Below are 23933 nucleotides of genomic sequence, written 5' to 3' on the forward strand. Positions count from 1 at the left end.
ACCTTTACTGCTGCCAGGGGGGAGCAAGTAAGGGCTACCGCGATGCGGGTTTTGAGGTGGTGGGCGTCGATATCGCCCGGCAGCCTCGCTACCCGTACGAGTTCGTTCAGGCCGAAGCGATTCAGTTCCTACTCACTTATGGCCACCGATTCCATTTCATCCATGCATCTCCGCCGTGTCAGCTCTACAGCAAGACGCAGAGGATCATGCAAAACGAACACCCTGACCTCTTGGCCCCAACTCGGGACGCCCTGAATGCCGTTGGCGTCCCCTGGGTGATCGAGAACGTCATGGGTGCCCGGCCGGAAATGAATGACCCCGTTCTCTTGTGCGGGGCCTTCTTCGGTCTCAACACCTACCGGCATCGCCTCTTTGAAGCGGGCGGATGGGAGTTGAAGGAGCCAGGCCACCCGGAGCACATCCGGCGTCAGACCAAGATGGGGCGCCGCCGGAAGCCCGAAGAGATGGGAATTTACGTCGGGAACTTCATCGGGGTGGACGACGCAAAGGAAGATCTTGGCGTCCCATGGATGTCCCGCGAGGGTATCCGCGAATGCATCCCGCCTGCTTACACGGAGTACGTCGGCCGGTCGTTCCTTGCCCAAAACCACTAGAAGGGAGGTCCCGTGATTGAGCTTGGCTATTCGCTGAAGGGTCAGCCGGTTTCGATTCACGTTGTCGAACATGAAAGGGACCTCCCTGCCTTTGAGGAGTTCGTCTCTCGGCACCGAATCCTTGGGTTCGACACCGAGACCACCGGGCTTTTTTGGTGGGCTGAAGACTTCCGGTGCCGGCTGGCTCAGTTCGGCACTGGGGCAGAGACCTGGGTCATCCCGGTGGAGCTGGGGCCCGCCTTCGCTGAGGCCGTGAGGCGGGCTCTGAGGCGGCTTGAGTGGCTCGTCTGCCATAACGGCACCTTTGACCTTCACGTGGTCGAGCAGACGCTAGGAATCCCCATGGAGGAGCTTGCTCCGAAGATGTGGGATACGGCCAAGCTCGCTCACCTCGTCGACCCGCGGGCTGTGAAGGAGCGGGGCCCGGGGCTCAAGCTCGAAGAGCTGACCAAGTTTTACATCTGCGAGAAGACCGCAGATGAGGTCAAGGGCTCCATGACGGCCATCGCCAAGAAGTACAAGACGACGAAGGAGAAGATTTGGAAGCTGGTTGAGCTTCTGGACCGGGACTATTTGCTTTACGCGGGCATGGATCCGGCCCTAGCTTTCCGACTCTTCCAAATCCTCTATCGTCTCGTACCGGCTCGCTCTAAGGCCCAAGGGCTCATCGGCTGGGAACACCAGCTAGCGCACGTCACAGCCAAGATGGAGCGGGCGGGATACCTCATTGACGTGGGGTATGCCGAGATGCGGTGTGAGGAGCTGCAATACGAACAGGAGAAGTGGGAGACCGTAGCCAAGACGTTTGGCGTCGAGAACCCCAACTCCAGTCAGCAGCTCATTGAGGTCTTTCAGTCCCTCGGGGTGAAGCTCACTAAGCGGACCAAGCCTAGTAAGAATCACCCTAACGGCCAGTTGGCCATGGACGACGACGTTCTATCTGGGCTGAAGCATCCACTTGCCGATGCGGTAATCAAGTCGCGCAAGGCTGGCAAGTGGCGTAAGACGTGGTTTGAGAGGGCTTTGAACGGACGCGGCCCGGATAACCGGGTACACGCGTCGATCAATAGCCTCCAGGCCAGAACGTCAAGGATGTCCATATCCGGGAGCATCCCGGCTCAGACGTTCCCTTCGGGGGACGGCTATGTCCGGCATATGTTCCTGGCTGACGAGGGTCACGTCAGTTGCTCGATTGACTTCGGCAACATGGAGCTTCGTTATCTGGCGGCGTTCTCCCGAGATCCCACGATGCTTGACGCCTTCCTTAACGGAAGGGACCTGCACCAGATCACGGCGGACGCTGCCGGCGTCCCTCGCAAAATCGGCAAGATGGCAAATTTCTTGACGGTCTACGGGGGCGGTTGGGCAGCCCTCATGGAACAGGCGCACATTGACGAGGAGACTGCGAGGAAGGTACTCGACGCCTTCGCGGCCACTTATCCGGGGGTTGGTGCCTTCGGTAAGCGGCTGGCAGATGAAGCCCGGAGGACGGGGTTCGTCTACACGGCCACTGGCAGGCGTCTGCCTGTCGATGCAGGTAAGTGGTTCCGTGCGCTGAACTACTTCATTCAGGGCGGGAGTCGTGACGTAACGGCTCGGGCTCTGCTGAAGCTCGATGCCGCCGGATTCACTCCATACATGCGTCTCCCGATCCATGACGAGATTGTCTTTTCGTTCCCGGAGAGGGAGGCCCCTGAGATGGCTCAGGAAGCCGCAAAGCTGATGGAGTTCCCCGTTCAGGGGCTCCTCATCCCAGCAGACGCGGAAATCGGTGGACGCTCCTGGGGGAGCGTGCTGGAACTGGAAGAAAGCAAGCACTAGGGGGAGCGATGGGCGAGAACGAGCAGAACGAGGCCGCGGGCGGCTTTGAGGAACTCATCTCCGGTATCGAGAACGAGATGAACACCCAGCGGCTTCACAAGCAGGGCGCGTATGCGGTGACTGCGGCCCGCATCTCTGGGACGGTCCTGACTGAGGCAATGGCCTCGGGTGTGCCCCACGACCTTGCTAAGGAGATGGCAGCGGACACCTGGAACTCGATTATGGGCTTCTCCGCTATCGAGGTGGTTGACGGAGCTGAGGGCTGAGGCTCCTTGTCACAGGATCCCGGAGCTGGACGGACGTAGCCCTCTTGGAGGGCGTCATAGGCGAACTGCTCTGGCTCGGTAGGTACAGGCCCCGTGACGTGCTGCTGATACACGGGGCCTGTCCACGGGGGGCCGATCACATGGCCGACCGCTTCGCCCACGAGATCGGGATGAGCGTCCGCCGGCACCCAGCCGACTGGGACGCGTACGGGAAGCGAGCTGGATTCCTCCGCAACGCGGAGATGGTCAGCGCTGGCGCTGATCTCTGCTTTGCCTTCATCAAAGGCGGAAGCCCTGGAGCTTCCATGACTGCCAGCCTCGCCAAGAAGGCGGGGATACCGACCGAGATATTCGAGGACGTGTAATGCCTCTGTTTCCGCACTACGAGTATGTAGGACCCGGCCAGGCGCACAAGCTCGACCTGACGAACATCCCTAAGGAGTGCGTCACGGTCACGGTCAATATCAAAGACGAGAAGCTGAAGACGGTCATCGAGAAGCGCATTCGAGTGCTCAAGGGTGCTCTGGAGAACGCCAAGCAATCTGAGCAGTGGGGCGTAGTCCATCGCGTCTCTCAGAAGCTCTCGGTTCTTGAGGAAGTCCTGAAGGAAGCGGCCGTCTGATGTTTGAAGACATGGAGATGGACTGTGAGTGACAAGAATCTTCCCCGCTTCCTGATCTCCTACGGAGGACGGGACAACCGACTTGCATACACCGAGGACAACGTACGGAACAGTCTCAAGGGCGTGTACGTGAGACGGCCTTGGGGGCTCGATAAGGCGAAGGTCTACGCCCTGCCGGGATACGAGGACGTGACAGGCCGGTTCATCATTGGGGAGAGCAATGAGCCCGCACCGTTCTAGCGAAGCACTGAAGGCATTTCTCACTGAGCTGTCTGACCTGACAACGAAGTACGGATTCTTCATCGAGGGTGACGTAGACAGCGAGGGTTACAAGGGGTTCGCAAGTGTCCGGGGGAATGGAATCAGGCGGGACCTCGTCCACGACGGAGAACGGTACGACGCCTTCTAGCCGTCCCTCTTGGGACAGGTGGGCGCTCGGTATCGCTGACGCTGTAGCGCCTCGGGGGGACTGCACCAGATCACGTGTTGGTGCGGTCCTCCTGGACCGCAGGCGCCGCGTAGTCATGTCGGGGATGAACGGGACGGTCCCCGGTGAGAAAGGCTGCCTAGCGGGCGCGTGTCCGCGAGGACGACTGACCTACGAGCAGATACCCGCCGGCAGCGATTACGGGAACTGCATCGCGATTCACGCCGAGGAAAACCTTCTGATCAACGCGAGGCGTGAAGACCTGGAAGGCGGGACGGTCTACATAACCCGTGCGCCGTGTTACCGGTGCTTGCCTCGCCTCAAGGCGGCAGGGGTCTGGCGGGTGGTGTGGCGGACAGAGACCGATTACGAGGCGAAGGTGTTGGACTGGGGGATGCGGTGAGCGATCCGGAGGCCCCGAAGGCGGGCGAGATCACCACGCGTTGGGTTGCCACTCAGTGGAGTGAGGCTCAAGAGAAGCGCCTAGCAGCGTTGTTGTTCGGGCCAGCGCCCAACGCGACTGCTGAAAACGAGAGTTGATTAGCAAGCAGACCCAAGACGCAGGCCGTCCGAGCTATCATGTGCAGAAATGCGTGTGACCCCGGCGGGAGATTAGGGCCTACCACCGGGGTCACTGGCCAGTCACTGGAGGACTGACACATGGGCAAGCGTACCCGCGTACGTACTCGCTCGGGACCGATCCGGGTAGCGATCTACCTTCGGGTCTCGACCCTGAAGCAGGTTGACGGCTTCGGCCTCGGGACTCAGGAAGAGGTCTGCGTCAACTGGCTCAACTACAAGATCGGGGCAGGCAAGTACGTAATCCACAAGATCTACGTAGATGGGGGCGTGTCGGGCAAGAAGGCGTCCCGTCCCGATCTGGACATCCTCAATGAGGACATGGAGAACGGCCTTATTGACCTGGTCGTCTTCGGCAAGCTCGACCGCATCGGCCGGACCATGGAGGACATCCACCTTTGGGTGTTCAACGCGACGAAGCGCCTCAACATCCGCGTTGCCACTGGTGACGGGCGGATCGACAGCGACGACGACATGTTCGGCATCATGCTCAGCTTGCTGTCCTACATGGCGGAGCTTGAGCACACGCTCATTCTGGAGCGGACCTCTGGCGGGCGGTATCAGAAGCTCATGGCTGGTGGCTGGCCCCTGGGTCAGCCGCCCTATGGCGTAGTCCTGGAGGGCAAGGGCTCAAAGGCCGTGCCGGTCCTCTGTGAGGACGAGGTGCACGTAATCCTCATGGCGGAGAAGCTTTTCGTTGAGGAAGGCATGGACCGCGAAGAGGCTGCCCAGACGCTCAACGCTCTCGGGAAGCTGACGCGAACCGGGAAGCCGTGGACTGGCGCCAACCTCGCCCGCCGCATCACGTCGACAGCCCTTGACGGCTTCGTAGAGTTCAAGATCGAGACCGAACCCGGTGACGACGACGAAGAGGCGAAGTACGAGACCTTCCGTATCCCGGTTCCTAGCCCCATCCCGGACCCGAAGCGTGTTGCAGCACTGCGCGCGGCCGTCAATCGGAAGTCCACGGGGAAGAAGTACAAGCCCGCTGCGAAGTACCTGCTCAGTCAGCGTCTCCTCTCGTCCTGCGGGTGGTACTACACAGGAGGAAAGGCAGGGGACGCACCCCACGCGTACTACCAGTGCGCCGGCAAGCGGCAGCGGGACGCCGAGAAGTGCTCTTGTGCTCAACTTCCGGTGCCGCTCGTCGATCAACTCGTCTGGGAAGAGGTCGTAAAGCTTCTGGACGATAAGGGGCGGTTCCGCGAGCTGGCTGACAACTGGCTTGGCTCGGTCCCGTCGCGTCTTGAGTCGTACAGGAAGCGGCTGGCTGAGCTTGACGAGCAGATCGCCAAGCGTAAGGACAGCAAGAAGGCCCTGGTCCTGGAGAAGCTGACTGCGCTGTTCGCGGACGAGATCGGTGAGGACATGGGAGATGTCCTCACAGAGGACACCGTTGCTGAGTTCAAGGCCAGCCTTCAGCAGAAGGAGGAGAAACTTCAGGAGGAGAGGGACCGTGTCGCTAAGTGGATCGCTGAAGCTGAGGGGCAGGCTGCACGCGTCGGGAGCGTGATCGAGGTCGTTGAGAACCTGTCGACCAAGATCACTGACTTCACTGAGCAGCAGCGGGCTGACCTCTTGGAGCTGCTTGACGTCAGGGTGCAGGTCTTGACCCCGGGTGAGCGGATGCGAAAGGGCATTGCCGACCCGCTGACTGAGTGGCACCGCGAGACAGGCACTCTCGTGCCTATCGAGATCACTGACGAGCAGTGGCAGACCGTTGACGGGATCCTTCCGGACTCGCGGCAGAACTGGACGCCCAAGCGTGAGGTGTTCGAGGCGATCCTAGGGAAGCTGAGGACGGCAGCCCGGTGGAGCGATGTTGAGGTCTCTGGGAACTCTTGGAGCGCCGTGAGGCGACGCGCCGAGACCTGGCGCAAGGGTGGGCACTGGATGCTTGCGATGGAGGCTCTGAAGGGAGCTGAGGGCGTCCCTGTGCCCCCGCTGAGGACACTGCCGCCCATGGAGGTCACTGGAGTCGTTGACCCCCGGTACACGACGAGGGCCTTGGAGGAGCGAGGAGAGGGTGCGGACGGGGAAGGGTGCAACCGCACCCTTACCTCTGCACAGTCTTCCCCGAGATGATCATCTACGGGCTGATCCAGCCGATCATGTTCGTGGTGCTGTTCACCTACGTCTTCGGCGGCTCCATGCAGATCGGCAACAGCACCAGCGCCGCCGACTACAAGAACTTCCTGATGGCGGGCATCTTCGCGCAGACCGTCACGTTCGCCACCGCCAGCTCCGGCGCCGGCATCGCCGACGACATGCACAAGGGCCTCATCGACCGCTTCCGCTCCCTGCCGATGGCGCGCGGCGCGGTGCTCACCGGCCGCACCCTCGCCGACTCCGTGCAGACGGCCCTCACCCTGGTCGTCCTCGCCGTGGTCGCCCTGCTGGTCGGCTGGCGTGTCGGGTCGGACGGCAGCACCAACGCCGCCAAGGTCCTCGCGGCCTTCGGCCTGCTGCTCCTGCTCGGCTACGCGTTCACCTGGATCGGAGCCCTGATCGGCATGTCGGTGAAGACCCCCGAGGCGGCCACGTCCAGCGGCCTGATCTGGCTCTTCCCGGTCACCTTCATCTCCAACGCCTTCGTGGACACCAGCCACATGACGCCCTGGCTGCGCCACATCGCGGAGTGGAACCCCTTCAGCGCCACGGTCCAGGCCTGCCGTGTGCTGTTCGCCAGCCCCGGCCAGTCCCCCTCGGACGCCTGGCCCATGCAGCACCCCGTGTGGGCCTCGCTGATCTACTCGATCCTGATCCTGGTGATCTTCCGGACCTGGGCGGTCCGCAAGTACCGCTCGGCGACGGCATGACGATGCCCCCGGCACCGCAGCGGCGCCGGGGGCACGTCAGGGATCGGGTGGCCGGTCAGCCCTCGTACGGCTCGGCCTTGAGGATCTTCACCAGGGCCTTCTTGCCGTTCGGCAGCTCGTACTCCGCGTCCTCGCCGACCTTGTGGCCGATCACGCCGCTGCCCAGCGGGGACTGCGGCGAGTACGTCTCGATGTCGGAGCTCGCGTACTCGCGGGACGCGAGCAGGAACGTCAGCGTGTCGTCCTCGTCACCGTCGAACGCGATCGTGACGACCATGCCGGGCGCCACCGCACCGTCCGCCGCGGGCGCCTCGCCGACCTTGGCGTTCTCGAGGAGCTGGGTGAGCTGGCGCACACGGAGCTCCTGCTTGCCCTGCTCCTCCTTGGCCGCGTGGTACCCGCCGTTCTCACGCAGGTCGCCCTCTTCGCGAGCAGCGGCGATCTTCGCGGAGATCTCCGCCCGCGCGGGACCAGTAAGGTGCTCAAGCTCAGCCTTGAGCTTGTTGTACGCCTCCTGGGTCAGCCAGGTGACGTTCTCGCTGGTCTGGGTCACAGGTGCTCCTCGTAGGTACTGGGAATACAAAGCATCGCCCTACCCAGAAGAATGTTCCTTCACGGAAGGGCGAAACCACGAGCCTAACAATTCAGGGGCCCGAGGGGGAGGACATAAGCGACGAGAATCACGTCAATGCAGGTCAGGATCTCTGCATTCCAGGTGACGCCGAGCTGTCGTCAGCCGGCGTGGCAGCCCAGCAACTCGGCCGTCGTCCCCGGGGAGGTCGTACGGAGCGTGACGACCTTGTCGATGCGGGTCCCGTCCCCGTCGAAGCGGAAGTCGGCCCGGCCCACCTCGGCCCCGTTCTCGGCCTGCGAGCGCACGGTGCAGTAACCGTCGGCGCCGGCGTCCTTGCGGACCTCCAGGTGCACCTGCACGGACTTCTTGCCCAGCTCGAAGCTGATCACCTCGGCGCTGATCTCGCTCTTGGCGACGTAGTGGTAGCCGAACCAGCCGACGAGTCCCAGCAGTGCCGCCGCGAGGACGGCGCCCACGACCTTGAGCGTGCGGTCGGCGCGCTCGTCCGAGGAACGGCCGTAACGGCCCTCGGGCAGTCGCGTGCTCGCCGAACTCATGATCGTCCTCCTGGCAGGGCCGGGACGAAGGTCCCGGAAGGGGCTCCAGGACCGGGCCCCGGAATTATTGGCCCCCCGATTCGGTCACTATAGAAGCCGCTGATTGCGCCGACGCACACAGGGCGCCGACTTACTGAGGATTGAGTCTTGACTGACCAGTTGCGACTGATGGCCGTGCACGCCCACCCCGACGACGAGTCGAGCAAGGGCGCCGCGACCATGGCGAAGTACGTGTCCGAGGGGGTGGACGTGCTGGTCGTGACCTGCACGGGCGGGGAACGCGGCTCCATCCTCAATCCGAAGCTGCAGGGCGACGCGTACATCGAGGAGCACATCCACGAGGTACGCAAGAAGGAGATGGACGAGGCCCGGGAGATCCTGGGCGTCAAGCAGGAGTGGCTCGGCTTCGTCGACTCCGGGCTGCCCGAGGGCGACCCGCTGCCGCCGCTGCCGGAGGGCTGCTTCGCCCTGGAGGACGTGGACCACGCGGCCGGTGAGCTGGTGCGCAAGATCCGCGCGTTCCGCCCGCAGGTGATCACCACCTACGACGAGAACGGCGGCTACCCGCACCCCGACCACATCATGACCCACAAGATCTCCATGGTGGCGTTCGAGTCGGCCGCGGACACCGAGAAGTACCCGGAGGCCGAGTACGGCCCCGCCTACCAGCCGCAGAAGCTCTACTACAACCAGGGCTTCAACCGCCCGCGCACCGAGGCCCTGCACCAGGCGATGCTCGACCGCGGCCTGGAGTCCCCCTACGGGGACTGGCTCAAGCGCTGGGAGGAGTTCGGCATGAAGCAGCGCACCCTCACCACGCACATCCCGTGCGCCGAGTTCTACGAGATCCGCGACAAGGCGCTGATCGCCCACGCCACGCAGATCGACCCGGACGGCGGCTGGTTCAAGGTGCCCATGGACATCCAGAAGGAGGTCTGGCCGACGGAGGAGTACGAGCTGGCGAAGGCCCTCGTCGATACCTCCCTCCCCGAGGACGACCTCTTTGCGGGCATCCGCGACAATGCCTGACATGAGCGCAAGCGCAAGCCTGGCAATGACGCACCTCGTCTCCTTCGCCAAGGAGGTCGACGAGGACAAGGTCACCCCCGGCGTCCTCGGCTTCATCGTCTTCGCGGCGATGGCCCTGGCGGTGTGGGCCCTGATGAAGTCCATGAGCCGGCACATGAACCGCGTCGACTTCCCCCAGGACCCGGACCCTGAGGCCGAGCAGCCTGAGCAGCCGGCGGCGGAGCCGTCCCGGATGCAAGCGGAAACCGCGGAGGCGGAGCCCTCCGGCCAGGGCGGCAAGAAGCAGAGCTGACGCCCCCCACCCGGGGACGCCACCCGTCGGCGGCCGGCGCAAACCCGCCGCCGACGGGCAGCCCCCGGGGCCGTGGGGGGCCTACGCCTTCGGAACCACCGCCACCCCCATCACCTCACGCGCATGCCGGTTCGGCACCATGCCGAGGCGCCAGGCCTGCCAGCCCGCCTCCAAGGTGACGCCCCGCTCCAGCAGCAACCCGTACGCGTCGAGGTAGTCGTCCAGCTTGCCGTCGCGCAGGCCGTGGCTCGCGCGGGACAGCTGCGACAGTTCCTCCTGCGCCACCGCCGTACCCACCTCCATGCCGCCCGGGGCCGCGTAGGGCAGGAGCGTGCAGCGCAGGAAGCGGGCCCAGTCCTCGCCCCGGCGGTCGCCGTAGGACGCGAAGAGCTCCACCGCCTCGTCGCACAGGGCCAGAGCCTGCTGCGTGCGCGCGTTGCCCGCGTCCACGACCGCCAGCTCCAGACACGTCCAGGCCTCGCCGTGGGCGACGCCGATGCGCTGGAAGTCGGCCCGGGCGTCGACGAGGAGCTGGCGGGCGAAGCCCGAGTTGCGCAGCGAGCCCGTCTGGGCCGCCCGCTGGTCCCGGGTGACGCGTGCCGAGTGGTGGCGTGCGCAGGCCAGCCCGTAGACGTCCCGCATACGGGAGAACATCGTGCGGGCCCGTTCCAGCTCACGGACCGCCTGGTCGAGGTCGCCCGTCTCCTCCAGGGCCTGGCCCAGGTAGTACAGCGTCCAGGCCTCGCCGCGCGCGTCCTCGTTGTCGCGATGACGCGCGGCCGCCCCGCGCAGCTCCTCCACCGCCGGGGACGCGTCCCCCGCGACCAGCAGCGCCCGGGCCAGCTGGGTCAGCGCCCAGGCCTCACCGCGGGCGTCACGGGTCCGCCCGTACAGATCGAGGGCCGCCCGCAGCTCGGCCTCGGCACGCGGGACGTCGCCCATGCGCAGCCCGAGCTGACCGAGCTGGAAATGTGCCCACGCCTGGCCGTGCACGGACTCGCCCGCGCGGTGCAGCACGAGGGACTCGGTCAGGAGTTCCAGGGCCTCTCCCACCCGGGCACGGTCCCGCTCGACGGCCGCCAGGGCGTGCATCGTCCAGGCGCGGTCCGTCGCCAGCTCGGGCGAGGCCTGCAGCGCCAGGGCCTCACGGAGCTTCTCCGACGCCTCCGTCAGATTGCCCTGGTGGTGCAGGGTGATGCCGAGGGAGCACAGCGCGCGGGCGGCACCGGCGTCATGGTGGGCCTCGCGGTAGAGGTCCACCACCGACGCGAGGGTCGTGCGGGCCTTGTCCAGCTCGCCCAGCTGCCGTGCCGCGATACCCGTGCGCCACTGCACCGAGCGGACCAGCAGGCCCTCGTCCACCGCCTGGGCCAGCTCGCTGATCTCACCCAGCCGGTACAGGTCGCCCCGCAGCAGGCAGTAGTCGCACAGCGCACCCAGCAGGTTCAGCACCGCCGCCTGGTCCACGCCCTCGGCATGCCGCAGCGCCGCCGTGATGAAGCTCGACTCGTCGTCCAGCCAGCGCAGCGCCTCGTCGAGGGACGTGAAGCCGTACGGACTGAAACGGTTGGTGCGGGTCGACATGTTGCCGTCGACCATCCGCAGCACCGAGTCGGCCAGCTCGGCGTAGTTCACGATCAGCCGCTCCTGCGCCGCCGTGCGTTCGGCCGGCTCCTCCTCGTCGAGGAGGCGGGCCTGGGCGAAGGAGCGGACCAGGTCGTGCAGCCGGTAGCGATCGCCCCGGACGTGGTCGATCAGGCCGGCCCGGGTCAGCACCTCCAGATGGCGTTTCGCCTCCGCCTCGTCGGTGGCCAGCAGCGCGGCGGCCGCCGCGGCACCCAGTGAGGCCCGCCCGGCCAGGGCCAGCCGGCGCAGCAACCGCCGTACGGTCTCCGGCTGGTCCGTGTAGCGCAGCCACAGGACGCGTTCGACCGGCTCGACGGGACCGTAGGCGTCGAGGTCCGTGGCCAGCGTGCGGGGGGAGCGCGGGCCGAGGCACGAGCCCGCGATGCGCAACGCGAGCGGCAGCCCGCCGCACAGCTCCCGGACCCGCTCCGCGGACTCCGCGTCGTACGGCCCGGAGCGGTCCTGCGCCGCCGCGCCCAGCAGTTCCTCCGCACCGGCGGCGTCCAGCGGCTCCACCGCCAGCCGGTGCACCCGCGCGGGCAGGCCCTCCAGCTCCAGCGGGCCCCGTGCGGTCACCAGCACCAGGCTGTCGGACCGCTCCGGGACCAGCGCGCGGATCTGCGCCGCGTCCGAGGCGTCGTCGAGGACGACGGTGACCGGCAGGCCCGTCAGATGCTGGTGATACAGCTCGCTCAGCCGTTTGACCTGCTGGTCCGGCGAGGACCGCTCGCGGAACAACAGCTGCTCACGGGGCGCGCCGAGCCGGTTCAGCAGATGCAGCAGGGCGTCACGGGTGGACAGCGGGGACCCGCCCGGCCCCTCGGCGCGCAGGTCGACGACGCACGCACCGCGGAAGTAGTCCTTCAGATCGTGCGTGGCGTGCACCGCGAGCGTCGTACGGCCGCTGCCGGGCATACCGTGCAGCACCACCACGGTCGGCTGCGTCTCCGTGCTCGCACGGGCCGCCTGCACCCACTGCCGGATCTGCGCCAGCTCCTGCCGCCGCCCCGCGAACGGCTCCGCCGGTTCCGGGAGCTGCCCGAAGGACTGCTCCAGCACGTTGCGCCCGCGCGCCGCCGCGCTCTTGTCCGCGCCCCGCAGCCGCGGGCCGCCCGTCTTCTTCGGCCCGGTCGAGGCCGCGAGCACCCGCTGCTGGTCCAGGAACGGCCGGATGCCCCGCACCTCCAGCGCCGTCAGCCACTGCAGCCGCAACTGTTCCGGTCCACCCGGCTGGCTCACGGTCCCGGCGCGGCGGTGCGCGGCCGGCAGATGCGACCCGACCACCTTCACCACCGTCGCCGCGGCCCCCACCACACCCACCGTCACACCCGCCCCGAGAGCGGTCCCGGTCCCCGTGCCCAGCGCCATGTCCGCGACGACGGCCGCGACCGCGGCGACCCCGGCCACCAGCAGCGGCGTCCCGGCGCCCTCCCGGGCGTACCGCTGCCCGAAGGTCAGCTGGCCGGCCGCCGCCTCGTCCAGGGCGCGCGTGTAGGCCTCGTACTCCTCGGACGCGCTCCGTGCCATCACATCGAGCGCGCCGCGCGCCCGCGCGAGCAGCACCTTCCCGTCGGTGCGGCCGCCCGAGCGCCGCACCTCCTCCTCCACGGCCCGCCCCAACAGCCGCTCGGCCTCGGCCCGATGACCGTCCCGCATGTCAAGGTCCCCCTCCGGCGGCAACTCCTGTGCCTACGAGTGTCCTTGGTGGGAGGCGCGAGCGCGAGGGGGCGACGATCAACGTTTGCGGTCCGGTGACCTGCGAGCCACTCGCTCGTTGGTGCGAGTGACGGGCTGACTGTCGAACGGGGGAAGAATGACCGGTCACGCGCAGGGGCAAGGGGGCGGCAGGATCCAGGTCGTGTCCTACGCCCGTACGTCCGAAGACTTCCGGCAACGGGACGGCCACGGGGTGCGTCATCAGTTGCGGATCAACGAGCGGAGCGCCCGGGAACACGGTTGCCTGATCGTCGCCGCCTACACAGACAACGGTCGCAGTGCTTCGAAGAAATATGCGGCAAGGCCCGGGTTCGACCGCTTGGTTGCCGCATTGTCGGCCGGTTACACGGCCGATGGTCAGGCGATCCAAGGCGTCGTTTGCGTCGCGTACGACCGGCTGTATCGCCGCCCGGAGGACCTTGCGCGATTCTTCGCCGCGCTGACCAGCAGGCCAGAGCGCGTCTACGTGGATCCGCAGGGCATGCGAGACCCGTTCTCCCAGGCAGAGATGTCGCGGGCTGTGCGGTCGTTGGAGGCCGCGATGACCGAGACGCGGGTGAGAAGCCGGCGCGTATCGGACTGGCACTGGGCACGTGCGGTGGAGGGGATGCCGCACAGTGGGCCGAGGCCCTTCGGCTGGCAGGAAGACAGGCTCACGCTTCATCCGGTCGAGGCGGCGCTCATCCGCAGAGCTGTGGCCGACCGTGTCGGGGGCAAGGCGGTTCGAGCCATCGCACGGGAATGGTGCGATCTCGGGGTGACAGGGACACGGGGCGGCAGCCCCAATGCCCAGACGGTCACACAGATCATGACGGCGCCCCGGGTGTGTGGCTACCGAGCCAACAAGGGCGAGTTGTTGCTGCTGCCGGAGACGGGGGAACCGGTGCTCGGCCTGTGGGAGCCCGTGGTGACGCCGGAGCAGTGGATGGCGGCGTGTGCGACGTTCTCTCCCGGAAACCTCTACATGCACCGCGGTAGCGCTGCTCCGCGTCGCACCAGCAGAACCACTGCTCCCAGCCGTCTTGCAAGCGGCTTCCTGCGCTGTGGTGCACGGCTTCCGAACGGAGGATGCTGCGGGGGCGCCTTGTGTGCTCAGAAGGGGCGGAGCCGTCGGAGTCCTTACGCGTACGCATGCCGCTCGTGCAGGCGGTGCAGCATCAGCGGGCCGCTGGCCGACGAAGCCCTTGAACGCCTGCTCTTCCAGGACGCTCCGCCCCACGTGCGGCCGTCGGAGATCACGCGGCGACGCTGGCAGGAAGGGATGACGAATTCAGAGAAGCGTAAGACGATCGCGTCCGTCGTCGCCCACTGCGTCGTGCGCCCCGGTGTCAAAGGGAAACACACGTGGGACCACAGTCGTGTCGAGCCGGTCTGGCGTGACACGGGCCCCGTGACACCGGCAGAGCAGGGCGGCGAGGGGCGCGTTCCGTGGCCGGGTGGCCGTTGTGAGGCAGGATGGAAGCATGCCGAACCGACTGGCTCATGAAACGTCCCCGTACCTGCTCCAGCACGCCGACAACCCCGTCGACTGGTGGCCCTGGTCGGGAGAGGCTTTCGAGGAGGCGCGCCGGCGAGGGGTCCCGGTACACCTGAGTGTCGGGTACTCGAGTTGCCACTGGTGCCACGTCCTCGCGAAGGAGAGCTTTCAGGACGAGGTGACGGCCGCCTTCATGAACGAGCACTTCGTCAACATCAAGGTCGACCGCGAAGAGCGCCCCGACGTCGACGCCGTCTACATGGAGGCCGTGCAGGCGGCGACCGGGCAGGGCGGCTGGCCCATGACCGTCTTCCTCACCCCGGACGCCGAGCCGTTCTACTTCGGTACGTACTTCCCGCCCGCGCCCCGCCAGGGCATGCCGTCTTTCCGGCAGGTGCTCCAGGGCGTGAGTCAGGCGTGGGACGAGCGGCGCGACGAGGTGACCGAGGTCGCCGGGAAGATCGTCCGGGATCTGGCCGGGCGGGAGATCTCCTACGGCGACGCGCGGACCCCGGGGGAGGAGGAGCTCGCGCAGGCGCTGCTCGGGCTGACCCGGGAGTACGACCCCCAGCGCGGCGGATTCGGCGGGGCGCCGAAGTTCCCGCCGTCCATGGTGCTGGAGTTCCTGCTGAGGCACCATGCGCGGACCGGTGCCGAGGGAGCCCTGCAGATGGCGCAGGACACCTGCGAGCGCATGGCCCGGGGCGGAATGTACGACCAGCTCGGGGGCGGCTTCGCCCGCTACTCCGTCGACCGCGACTGGGTCGTGCCGCACTTCGAGAAGATGCTGTACGACAACGCCCTGCTGTGCCGGGTGTACGCCCACCTCTGGCGCGCCACCGGCTCGGAGCTCGCGCGGCGTGTCGCCCTGGAGACCGCCGACTTCATGGTGCGTGAACTGCGCACTACCGAGGGCGGGTTCGCCTCCGCACTGGACGCCGACAGCGATGACGGCACCGGAAAGCACGTCGAGGGCGCGTACTACGTGTGGACGCCCGAGCAGTTGCGGGAGGTCCTCGGCGAGCAGGACGCCGAGCTCGCCGCGCAGGTCTTCGGCGTGACCGAGGAGGGCACGTTCGAGGAGGGCGCGTCCGTCCTGCAACTTCCCGTGCGGGACGGGGTGTTCGACGCTGAGAAGGTCGCCTCCATCCGGGAACGGCTGCTGGCGGCGCGGTCCGGGCGGCCCGCGCCCGGCCGGGACGACAAGGTCGTCGCCGCCTGGAACGGCCTCGCGATCGCCGCGCTGGCCGAGACGGGCGCCTACTTCGACCGGCCCGACCTGGTCGAGGCCGCCGTCGCCGGGGCCGACCTGCTCGTCCGGCTGCACCTGGACGAGCAGGCCCGGCTGACCCGCACCAGCAAGGACGGCCACGCCGGCGCCAACGCCGGTGTCCTGGAGGACTACGCGGATGTGGCGGAGGGCTTCCTCGCGCTGGCGTCCGTCACCGGTGAGGGTGTCTGGCTGGAGTTCGCCGGGTTTCTCCTCGATCACGTCCTGGTCCGTTTCACCGACCCCGAGTCGGGTGCGCTGTACGACACCGCGGCCGACGCCGAGCGGCTGATCCGCCGCCCGCAGGACCCGACCGACAACGCGGCCCCGTCCGGCTGGACCGCGGCGGCGAACGCCCTGCTGAGTTACGCCGCGCACACGGGATCCGCGCCTCACCGCGCCGCCGCCGAGAGGGCGTTGGGTGTCGTGAAGGCGCTCGGGCCGAGGGTGCCGCGCTTCATCGGCTGGGGGCTGGCCGCGGCGGAGGCGGTGCTGGACGGGCCGCGCGAGGTGGCGATCGTGGGTCCGGCCCTGGACGACGAGGGCACGAGGACCTTGCACCGCACGGCACTTCTGGGCACCGCGCCCGGTGCGGTGGTCGCGGTGGGTGTCGCGGGGAGTGAGGAGTTTCCCCTGCTCGCGGACCGTCCGCTGGTCGGCGGTGAACCGGCCGCGTACGTCTGCCGTAACTTCACCTGTGACGCCCCGACGACCGAGCCCGACCGTCTCAATACTGTCTTGAGTGGCTGAAGTCACGTATCAACGGAAACATGGTCTTTATCTGAACAGCCCCCAGGCTTCACAGTTCCCCCCTAATCTCTGCACAGTGACGTGGCGGACGAGGCCGCATCGGCCCACCGTCACGACCGGGGGTTCTGGGATCTGGGGGGATCTGCTTGCTGACGTCTGTCTTCATCGCTGCCGTTTCGCTTGCCTTGTTCTGGATGGCGGCGTTCACCCTGTGGTGGCAGATGCACGCCTGGCGTACGCCGGAAGTGCTCGCCTCCACGCGGTTCAGCAGTCCGGACGGGGACGGGCACGTCTCCTTCTCGCTGTTGCTGCCCGCGCGGCACGAACAGGCGGTGCTGGACCACACGATCCAGCGGCTGCTGGAGTCGAGCCACACCGACTTCGAGATCATCGTGATCGTCGGGCACGACGACCCGGAGACCACCGCGGTGGCCGAGGCGGCCGCCGCGCGTGACCGACGGGTCCGGGTCGTCGTCGACACGCACGAGAAGAAGAACAAGCCGAAGGCCATGAACACGGCGCTGCCGCACTGCCGCGGCGACGTCGTCGGGGTCTTCGACGCGGAGGACCAGGTCCACCCCGAGCTCCTCGCCCACGTCGACCACGCCTTCCTCACCACCGGCGCGGACGTCGTGCAGGGCGGGGTGCAGCTGATCAACTTCCACTCCAGCTGGTACAGCCTGCGCAACTGCCTGGAGTACTTCTTCTGGTTCCGCTCGCGGCTCCACCTGCATGCGCAGAAAGGTTTCATCCCGCTGGGCGGCAACACCGTCTTCGTCCGCACGGACGTCCTGCGAGAAGCCGGCGGCTGGGATCCGAACTGCCTCGCTGAGGACTGCGACCTGGGTGTGCGCCTGTCCAGCGTCGGCAAGAAGGTCGTCGTCGCCTACGACTCGGACATGGTGACCCGGGAGGAGACCCCCGGCTCGCTGATGTCCCTGCTGAAGCAGCGCACCCGCTGGAACCAGGGGTTCCTCCAGGTGTACCGGAAGAAGGACTGGAAGCAACTGCCCACCCTCGGGCAGCGGCTGCTCGCCCGCTACACCCTGATGACGCCGTTCATGCAGGCCTTCACCGGCCTGATCATCCCGCTCAACGTGGCGATCGCCCTGTTCCTGGACGTGCCCGTCGGCATCGCCTTCATCACCTTCCTGCCGGCCGTCACCGCCCTGGTCACCTTCGTCTTCGAGATCGTGGGACTGCACGACTTCGGCAGGCAGTACGGGCTGCGCGTCCGCTTCGCGCACTACCTGAAACTGATCGTGGGCGGCCCCTTCTACCAGGTCCTGCTCGCCGGTGCGGCCGTGCGGGCCGTGTGGCGTGAACAACGGGGCCGCAACGACTGGGAGTTGACGACCCATGTCGGCGCGCACCTCGACGAGAGCGCCATGACCCCGCAGGACGCGACCCGAGAGGACGTTCCCGCGTGACCTCCACCCTTCCCGCGGTGACCGCTGCCAAGGTCCCCGCGCAGCGCCGGCCTGCGCCCCGGACCGGTGCGCACCGCAGACCGGAGCCGCCGAGCAGGCTGCGCTCCTCGCGCTCCGACCTGGTCCTCTGCGGCGTCCTCCTCGCGGCGATCCTCGTCGTGCAGGGCTGGAACATCGCCGACTACCCGGCCCTCAGCGACGACGAGGGCACCTATCTCGCCCAGGCCTGGTCGGTCCAGCAGGGCAACGGCCTGGCCCACTACACCTACTGGTACGACCATCCGCCGCTCGGCTGGATCCAGATCGCCGTGCTGACCTGGATCCCCGCTCTGATCAGCCCCGAGTCGATGACGGTGGGCACCATGCGCGCCGCGATGCTGGTGATCAGCGGCATCAGCGCGGTCCTCGTCTACGTGCTGGGCCGGCGCCTCGCGCTGCCCCGCTGGGCGGCCGCGCTCGGCATGGTGTTCTTCGGGCTCTCCCCGCTGTCGGTCGTCCTCCAGCGGGAGATCTTCCTCGACAACCTCGCGGTGATGTGGACGCTGCTGGCCTTCACCCTGGCCGCCTCCCCGAGCCGCCACCTCTGGCACCACTTCGGCGCAGGGATAGCGGCCGCCACGGCCGTCCTCACCAAAGAGACGATGCTCGTCGTCCTGCCCGCCCTGTTCCTCACCATGTGGCGCCACAGCCACAGGGACACCCGCAAGTTCGCCCTCACCGGAGCCGTCACGGCCTGCGCCCTGATCGGCTTCTCGTACCCGCTGTTCGCCCTGCTCAAGGGCGAGTTGCTGCCGGGCGCGGGGCACGTGTCCCTCTGGGACGGCGTCAAGTACCAGATGATCAGACCCGGTTCGGGCTTCATCCTCGACCAGGGCTCCGGCTCGTGGGGCGTGCTCCAGTCGTGGCTCTACTACGACAGGATCCTGCCGCTCGGCGGCCTCGCGGGCGCCCTGCTGCTGCTCGTCACCTGGCGCTGGTCGGTCACCGCCCGCGCCCTGGCCGGGCCCGCCCTGGCCGTGGCGATCTTCGCCGCGCTGGCCCTGCGCCCCAACGGCTACCTGCCCGCGATGTACGTCATCCAGGCCCTGCCGTTCCTCGCGCTGGTCCTCGCCGGAGGCACCGCCTCCGTCGCCCACGCCGTGCTGAGCCGCTGGCGCTCCGAGGCGGAGAAACGGTACGTCAGCGCGGGCCGGTACGCGCTCGCCGGCGTCCTGGCGCTGGCCGCAGGCGCCTACGTCGTCCCGCACTGGTACGACGGCGCCCGCACGGCCGTCACCACCGACGCCAACGCCCCCTACAAGGCCGCTTCCACGTGGCTGGCCACGAAGGTCGAGGACCCGGAGCGCACCCGGGTGCTGGTCGACGACGCGCTCTGGCTGGATCTGGTGCACCAGGGTTACCGGCCGGGCCTGGGCGTCATCTGGTTCTACAAGGCCGACCTCGACCCGGCGGTGACGAAGACGATGCCCCGCGGCTGGAAGGAGCTCGACTACGTCGTCGCCTCGCCGACCGTGCGGCGGGACGCGGCCGACCTGCCCAACGTCAAAGCCGCCATGGACCACTCGGACCCGGTCGCCACCTTCGGCACCGGCGAGGACCGCATCGAGATCCGCCAGATCAAGACGTCCGCCGGAGGCGCGCGATGAGCCAGGAGTCCACCGTCCCCGGCGAGATCGTCCAGACCGCCGAGATCCCCGAGCCGGGCGCCGTCACCATCGTCGTACCGACGTTCAACGAGTCGGCGAACATACGGCAGTTGCTGCACCAGATCACCGAGGCCGTCCCGGCCCGGCTGCCCTGCGAGGTCGTCTTCGTGGACGACTCCACCGACGACACGCCCGAGGTCATCGAGAAGGCCGCGCAGGACTGCCCGTTCCCGGTGACCGTGCTGCACCGCGACGAGCCGGTGGGCGGGCTCGGCGGCGCGGTCGTCGAGGGCCTGAAGGCGGCCACGTCCGACTGGATCGTCGTCATGGACGGCGACTGCCAGCACCCGCCGTCCCTCGTGCCCGACCTGGTCGCCACCGGCGAACGGGCGAACGCCGGGCTCGTCGTCGCCTCCCGGTACATCAAGGGCGGCAGCCGGGCCGGACTCGCGGGCAGCTACCGCGTCTTCGTCTCACGCGGGGCGACCTGGCTGACCAAGGCGCTGTTCCCGCGCCGGCTGCACGGCATCAGCGACCCGATGAGCGGCTTCTTCGCGATCCGCCGCAGCGCGGTCACCGCGGAGGTCCTCCAGCCGCTCGGCTACAAGATCCTCCTCGAACTCGCCGTCCGCAGCCGCCCGCGCACGGTCACCGAGGTGCCGTTCGTCTTCCAGGACCGGTTCGCGGGGGAGTCCAAGTCCACCGCGCAGGAGGGGCTGCGCTTCCTGCGCCACCTGGCGGGGCTGCGGGCCGCCTCGCCGGTCGCGCGGATGGTCGGCTTCGGCCTGATCGGGCTGACCGGCTTCCTGCCGAACCTGCTCGGCCTGTGGGCGCTGACCGCGCTCGGCATGCACTACGTACCGGCGGAGGTGCTCGCCAACCAGCTCGGCGTCGCCTGGAACTTCGTGCTCATCGAGCACCTGCTGTTCCGCGAGCGGCGCCGGCACCGGCGCTGGTGGGACCGGGCCGGGCGGTTCGCGCTGCTCGCCAACGCCGACCTGGTGCTGCGCATCCCGCTGATCGCCCTGTTCGTGCACCAGTTCCACCTGGGCGTGCTGTCGGCCACCGCGCTCGCGCTGGTGACGACGTTCGTCCTGCGCTTCGCCGGGACCGAAGCGCTGGTCTACCTGCCGCGCCGGGACCGTGAGAAGCCCGCGCGCAGGAGCCGCACCGCGAGGAGAACCGTGTGAACCTTCGTCGCAGAACGACCGCACTCCTGTCCGTGGCGGGCCTCACCTCGGGCCTGCTGCTGACCGCGCCCCAGTCCGCCTCCGCCGCCAACCTCATCAAGAACCCCGGCTTCGAGACCGCCGGCGGCGACGGCATGCCCTACTGCTGGGAGAAGTCCGGCTGGGGCGACAACGACTTCACGTTCACCACCACGACCGACGCGCACTCCGGCTCCAAGGCCATGAAGGTCGAGCTGACCCGCCGGGTCGACGGCGACCGCAAGGCGCTGATCACCGAGTCCGCCGCCTGCGCGCCGGTGGTGACGCCGGGCAAGCAGTACGACCTCGGCCTCTGGTACAAGACGACGACCCCGGACGCGGCGATCACCCTGTTCCGGCACGACACGACCGCCGGCTGGCAGTACTGGACCGACCTCAAGACGCTGGACCCGGCCGGGAACTGGACCGAGGCCACCGTCCGCACCCCCGAGGTCCCGGCCGGCACCGACCGCATCTCCTGGGGCGTCTCCGTCTACGGCACGGGCTCCGCCACCACCGACGACTACACCATGGACCAGGTGCCCGACCCGGTCCTTCCGCCCGAGTGCACCGGCACCGCCGAGCAGTGCGCCAACGGCAAGTGGGACGTCCTGCCCACGCAGAACCCGGTCCGCTCGATGCACTCCGTCGTCCTGCCGGGCGGCAAGGTGCTGCTGATCGCGGGCTCCGGAAACGACGAGTCGATGTTCGAGGCCGGCACCTTCACCTCGGCGGTGTACGACCCGGCGAACGGCTCGTACAAGATCATCCCCACGCCGAAGGACATGTTCTGCGCCGGGCATGTGCAGCTCCAGGACGGGCGCGTGCTGGTGATGAGCGGCAACAAGGCGTATCCGGTGCCGGGCGGGCACGGCTACGAGGGCTACAAGGACTCGTACGTCTTCGACCCGCAGACCGAGACCTACTCCAAGACCAACGACATGAACGACGGCCACTGGTACCCCTCGGCGACGATCCTCGGCAACGGCGACGTCATCTCCTTCGGCGGGCTGCGCGAGGACTCCACCGGTTCGGTCACCGCCGAGCTGTTCTCCGAGGCCGAGCAGCGGTGGCAGCCGCTGTGGAAGGTCAACCAGACCTGGTCGTACTGGGGCCTGTACCCGTCGATGATCCTCATGCAGGACGGCCGCCTCTTCTACTCGGGCAGCCACGTCTTCGGCAACAACATCCCCGGCACGGGCTCGGCGATCTACGACTACGGCGCCAACACCACCACCCAGGTGCCCGGCCTGCGCGACAAGGACGAGCGCGACCAGTCGGCGAGCGTGCTGCTGCCCCCGGCGCAGGACCAGAAGGTACTCACCCTCGGCGGCGGCAACATCGACTCCAACCCGGACGCGAACCGCCTGACCGACATCATCGACCTCAAGCAGCCCAACCCCGCGTACGTGGCCGGGCCGCCCATCCCGCAGGGCACGGTCGACCTCGGCAACGGTCCGGTCCCGCAGACCGGGAACCAGGGCAAGATGTACGTCTCCGCGGTCCTCATGCCCGACGGCAAGGTGCTGGAGACGGGCGGCGCGCTGCACAACCGCGCCGACCCGGTGTACGAGACGTCGATCTTCGACCCCGAGTCGGAGACCTTCGACCCGGTGGCCGTCGACCCCGAGGCGCGTGGCTACCACTCCTCGGCGTTCCTGCTCCCCGACGGCCGTGTGATGACGACCGGCGACAACCCGGGCAACGGCACGTGGAACCACGACGTGTCGGTCTACAGCCCGCCCTACCTGTTCAAGGGCCCGCGTCCGGCGATCACTTCCGTCATCGACACCGAGTGGAACTACGGCGACACCCAGCGGATCACCGTCGACCGGCCCATCGCCAAGGCCGAGCTGATCCGTCCGGCCGCCGTGACGCACTCCTCGGACCCGAACCAGCGGTTCGTGGACCTGCCGCTGTCGGTCGACGGCGACAACGTCGACCTGAACGTGACGAGCAACCCCAACCTGGCCCCGCCCGGCTGGTACATGCTCTTCGCGGTGGACGCGAACGGGGTGCCGTCGGTGGCCGAGTGGGTGCACCTCCAGGGCCCCCAGGCGCTCAAGGCGACCGATGCCTCGGCCCATGTACACGACTTCGCGGACGCGCCCACGGGCAAGGTGGTCAAGCCCGGCAAGAAGCGGGTGTCCCAGAAGGTGAGCCCCACGATCTCCGGCTGCGACCGCCACTACGGCTCGATCAACGTCTGCGTCCCGACGGACTTCCCGGCGGAGGTGAAGAAGACGACGGCGGCCCGCTGCGAGTGGCTCAGGACGAACGACTACGGCCGCCTCAAGATCAACGGCAAGGACGACCCCCTGCGCCTGGACAGGAACAGGGACGGAATCGCCTGCGGGAAAGGGGACGTGACCAGGCGTTGAGAGCGCCCTCGAGGGGCGTGCCCGCAGGGGCGCGGGGAACTGCGCGACCAGCCACGACGGTCCCGCGGTTCCCGGCGGCGCTCAGGAATCAACGGCGCTCCGCGCTGAGCGCGATCGCCCGCTCCACGATGGCCTCCAACTGCTCGTGATGCGCACCCTTCCAATAGGCCCGCCCACACGCACCGCACCGCGCGAACACGTCGTACGTCGCATGCGTACCGTGCTTCAGCTGGTCGGCGACCTCGTCCTTGCTCGCCTTGCGCAGCATCCCGTTGCAGGCCGTGCACCGCGTCCAGGGCAGCAGCTCGGGCCGGAACCGTTCCAGCACATCACGCAGCTGCTCCTCGGGCCGCGTGCTGTACACGAACGCCCCCGCCCACAGCTCGCGCCTGCGCAGCAGCCCCCGGTCGCGGCTCAGCATCACCCGCTGCTCGGCGGCCGAACGCGCCGCGAGGGCCGGGTCGCCGATGTCGGTCGACTCGTAGGCCGTGTCCACGCCGAGCAGCCGCAGCCGACGCGCGAGCGTGCCGAGGTGCACGTCGAGGAGGAAGCGCAGGGGAGCGCCCGGGACCTGCTGCGGTCGGGCGACGGCCCGGACCGTCACCGACTCGCCGGCCGACGGGACGTGCGCGAACGGCACCTCGCGGCCGCCCACGAGCAGCGCGCCGACCTCGGTCAGCGGCACGCCCAGTGACTCGACGACGTGGCCGAGGCTGGAGACGCCGTCGGTGGTGGCCCGCACACTGCCCGACTGCCGGGCCCGGGGCACGAACACGTGCAGCTCGGGGGCGAACTCGACCTGGATCTCGGGACCGTTCACCCGGTCAGG

The 23933-nt window shown here is 67.9% G+C and carries 21 protein-coding genes; 17 read left to right on the forward strand and 4 right to left on the reverse strand.

Annotation, left to right across the window (positions count from 1 at the left end; all coding sequences use genetic code 11):
* The first annotated feature begins 59 nt into the window (after positions 1 to 59).
* The 9 genes from ACFY5B_RS30440 to ACFY5B_RS30480 all read left to right on the forward strand — a co-directional run bounded on the left by ACFY5B_RS30440 (position 60) and on the right by ACFY5B_RS30480 (position 7148).
* Entirely contained in the window at positions 60 to 614 is a 555-nt protein-coding gene (locus ACFY5B_RS30440) for an SAM-dependent methyltransferase (RefSeq protein WP_389975449.1), read from the forward strand.
* 12 nt (positions 615 to 626) lie between these two features.
* Entirely contained in the window at positions 627 to 2435 is a 1809-nt protein-coding gene (locus ACFY5B_RS30445; RefSeq protein ID WP_389975452.1) for a DNA polymerase, read from the forward strand.
* Between the two features lie 8 nt (positions 2436 to 2443).
* On the forward strand, positions 2444 to 2701 hold the full coding sequence (locus ACFY5B_RS30450) for a hypothetical protein (RefSeq protein WP_389975455.1): 258 nt from the start codon (positions 2444 to 2446) through the stop codon (positions 2699 to 2701).
* Complete coding sequence (locus ACFY5B_RS30455; RefSeq protein ID WP_389975838.1) at positions 2698 to 3066, forward strand: DUF2493 domain-containing protein; 369 nt, start codon at positions 2698 to 2700, stop codon at positions 3064 to 3066. Before ACFY5B_RS30450 ends, ACFY5B_RS30455 begins: the two co-directional genes overlap by 4 nt.
* Positions 3066 to 3323: a hypothetical protein gene (locus tag ACFY5B_RS30460; RefSeq protein ID WP_389975457.1), complete on the forward strand. Its 258-nt coding sequence runs from the start codon at positions 3066 to 3068 to the stop codon at positions 3321 to 3323. The genes ACFY5B_RS30455 and ACFY5B_RS30460 overlap by 1 nt, the downstream gene beginning before the upstream one ends.
* Before the next feature lie 24 nt (positions 3324 to 3347).
* A complete protein-coding gene (locus ACFY5B_RS30465) occupies positions 3348 to 3563 on the forward strand; it encodes a hypothetical protein (RefSeq protein WP_389975460.1) in 216 nt (71 codons plus the stop codon).
* A gap of 116 nt (positions 3564 to 3679) precedes the next feature.
* Positions 3680 to 4153 carry a deoxycytidylate deaminase gene (locus tag ACFY5B_RS30470; RefSeq protein WP_389975840.1) on the forward strand — a complete coding sequence of 158 codons (474 nt, stop codon included), beginning with the start codon at positions 3680 to 3682 and terminating at the stop codon, positions 4151 to 4153.
* A gap of 257 nt (positions 4154 to 4410) precedes the next feature.
* The gene (locus tag ACFY5B_RS30475) at positions 4411 to 6414 is read left to right on the forward strand and encodes a recombinase family protein (RefSeq protein WP_389975462.1); all 2004 of its coding nucleotides are present in this window, start codon (positions 4411 to 4413) and stop codon (positions 6412 to 6414) included.
* A complete protein-coding gene (locus ACFY5B_RS30480) occupies positions 6411 to 7148 on the forward strand; it encodes an ABC transporter permease (RefSeq protein ID WP_389975466.1) in 738 nt (245 codons plus the stop codon). Before ACFY5B_RS30475 ends, ACFY5B_RS30480 begins: the two co-directional genes overlap by 4 nt.
* 55 nt (positions 7149 to 7203) lie before the next feature.
* On the opposite strand, the gene greA is transcribed toward ACFY5B_RS30480, so the two are convergent.
* Both greA and ACFY5B_RS30490 read right to left on the reverse strand, forming a co-directional pair.
* Positions 7204 to 7701 (reverse strand): transcription elongation factor GreA, encoded by a 498-nt coding sequence (greA, locus tag ACFY5B_RS30485; RefSeq protein ID WP_053675429.1) that lies wholly within the window; start codon positions 7699 to 7701, stop codon positions 7204 to 7206.
* A 179-nt stretch (positions 7702 to 7880) separates the two neighbouring features.
* Positions 7881 to 8279 carry a DUF4307 domain-containing protein gene (locus ACFY5B_RS30490; RefSeq protein ID WP_389975469.1) on the reverse strand — a complete coding sequence of 133 codons (399 nt, stop codon included), beginning with the start codon at positions 8277 to 8279 and terminating at the stop codon, positions 7881 to 7883.
* A 147-nt stretch (positions 8280 to 8426) separates the two neighbouring features.
* On the opposite strand from ACFY5B_RS30490, the gene mca reads away from it, so the two are divergent.
* Both mca and ACFY5B_RS30500 read left to right on the forward strand, forming a co-directional pair.
* The gene (gene mca / locus ACFY5B_RS30495; protein ID WP_389975472.1) at positions 8427 to 9308 is read left to right on the forward strand and encodes a mycothiol conjugate amidase Mca; all 882 of its coding nucleotides are present in this window, start codon (positions 8427 to 8429) and stop codon (positions 9306 to 9308) included.
* The gene (locus ACFY5B_RS30500) at positions 9301 to 9600 is read left to right on the forward strand and encodes a hypothetical protein (RefSeq protein ID WP_389975476.1); all 300 of its coding nucleotides are present in this window, start codon (positions 9301 to 9303) and stop codon (positions 9598 to 9600) included. Before mca ends, ACFY5B_RS30500 begins: the two co-directional genes overlap by 8 nt.
* An 81-nt stretch (positions 9601 to 9681) precedes the next feature.
* On the opposite strand, the gene ACFY5B_RS30505 is transcribed toward ACFY5B_RS30500, so the two are convergent.
* Positions 9682 to 12882, reverse strand: a complete 3201-nt coding sequence (locus ACFY5B_RS30505) for a tetratricopeptide repeat protein (RefSeq protein ID WP_389975479.1) — start codon at positions 12880 to 12882, stop codon at positions 9682 to 9684.
* 202 nt (positions 12883 to 13084) lie between these two features.
* Here ACFY5B_RS30505 and ACFY5B_RS30510 point away from each other — a divergent pair, with 202 nt between their 5' ends.
* The 6 genes from ACFY5B_RS30510 to ACFY5B_RS30535 all read left to right on the forward strand — a co-directional run bounded on the left by ACFY5B_RS30510 (position 13085) and on the right by ACFY5B_RS30535 (position 23104).
* Positions 13085 to 14428, forward strand: coding sequence for a recombinase family protein (locus tag ACFY5B_RS30510; protein ID WP_389975482.1), 1344 nt, complete (start codon positions 13085 to 13087; stop codon positions 14426 to 14428).
* Complete coding sequence (locus ACFY5B_RS30515; RefSeq protein WP_389975485.1) at positions 14406 to 16439, forward strand: thioredoxin domain-containing protein; 2034 nt, start codon at positions 14406 to 14408, stop codon at positions 16437 to 16439. Before ACFY5B_RS30510 ends, ACFY5B_RS30515 begins: the two co-directional genes overlap by 23 nt.
* 146 nt (positions 16440 to 16585) lie before the next feature.
* Positions 16586 to 17869 carry a glycosyltransferase gene (locus tag ACFY5B_RS30520; RefSeq protein WP_389975488.1) on the forward strand — a complete coding sequence of 428 codons (1284 nt, stop codon included), beginning with the start codon at positions 16586 to 16588 and terminating at the stop codon, positions 17867 to 17869.
* Positions 17866 to 19515, forward strand: coding sequence for an ArnT family glycosyltransferase (locus ACFY5B_RS30525; RefSeq protein ID WP_389975491.1), 1650 nt, complete (start codon positions 17866 to 17868; stop codon positions 19513 to 19515). Before ACFY5B_RS30520 ends, ACFY5B_RS30525 begins: the two co-directional genes overlap by 4 nt.
* The gene (locus ACFY5B_RS30530) at positions 19512 to 20705 is read left to right on the forward strand and encodes a glycosyltransferase (protein ID WP_389975494.1); all 1194 of its coding nucleotides are present in this window, start codon (positions 19512 to 19514) and stop codon (positions 20703 to 20705) included. The genes ACFY5B_RS30525 and ACFY5B_RS30530 overlap by 4 nt, the downstream gene beginning before the upstream one ends.
* Positions 20702 to 23104 carry a galactose oxidase-like domain-containing protein gene (locus ACFY5B_RS30535; RefSeq protein WP_389975497.1) on the forward strand — a complete coding sequence of 801 codons (2403 nt, stop codon included), beginning with the start codon at positions 20702 to 20704 and terminating at the stop codon, positions 23102 to 23104. The genes ACFY5B_RS30530 and ACFY5B_RS30535 overlap by 4 nt, the downstream gene beginning before the upstream one ends.
* An 88-nt stretch (positions 23105 to 23192) precedes the next feature.
* Here the strand turns inward: ACFY5B_RS30535 and ACFY5B_RS30540 are convergent, their stop codons facing one another.
* The gene (locus ACFY5B_RS30540; protein WP_389975500.1) at positions 23193 to 23924 is read right to left on the reverse strand and encodes a Mut7-C RNAse domain-containing protein; all 732 of its coding nucleotides are present in this window, start codon (positions 23922 to 23924) and stop codon (positions 23193 to 23195) included.
* Positions 23925 to 23933: the final 9 nt, after the last annotated feature.

This window comes from Streptomyces sp. NPDC013187 (assembly GCF_042899705.1).
Taxonomy (GTDB): Bacteria; Actinomycetota; Actinomycetes; order Streptomycetales; family Streptomycetaceae; genus Streptomyces; species Streptomyces hawaiiensis_A.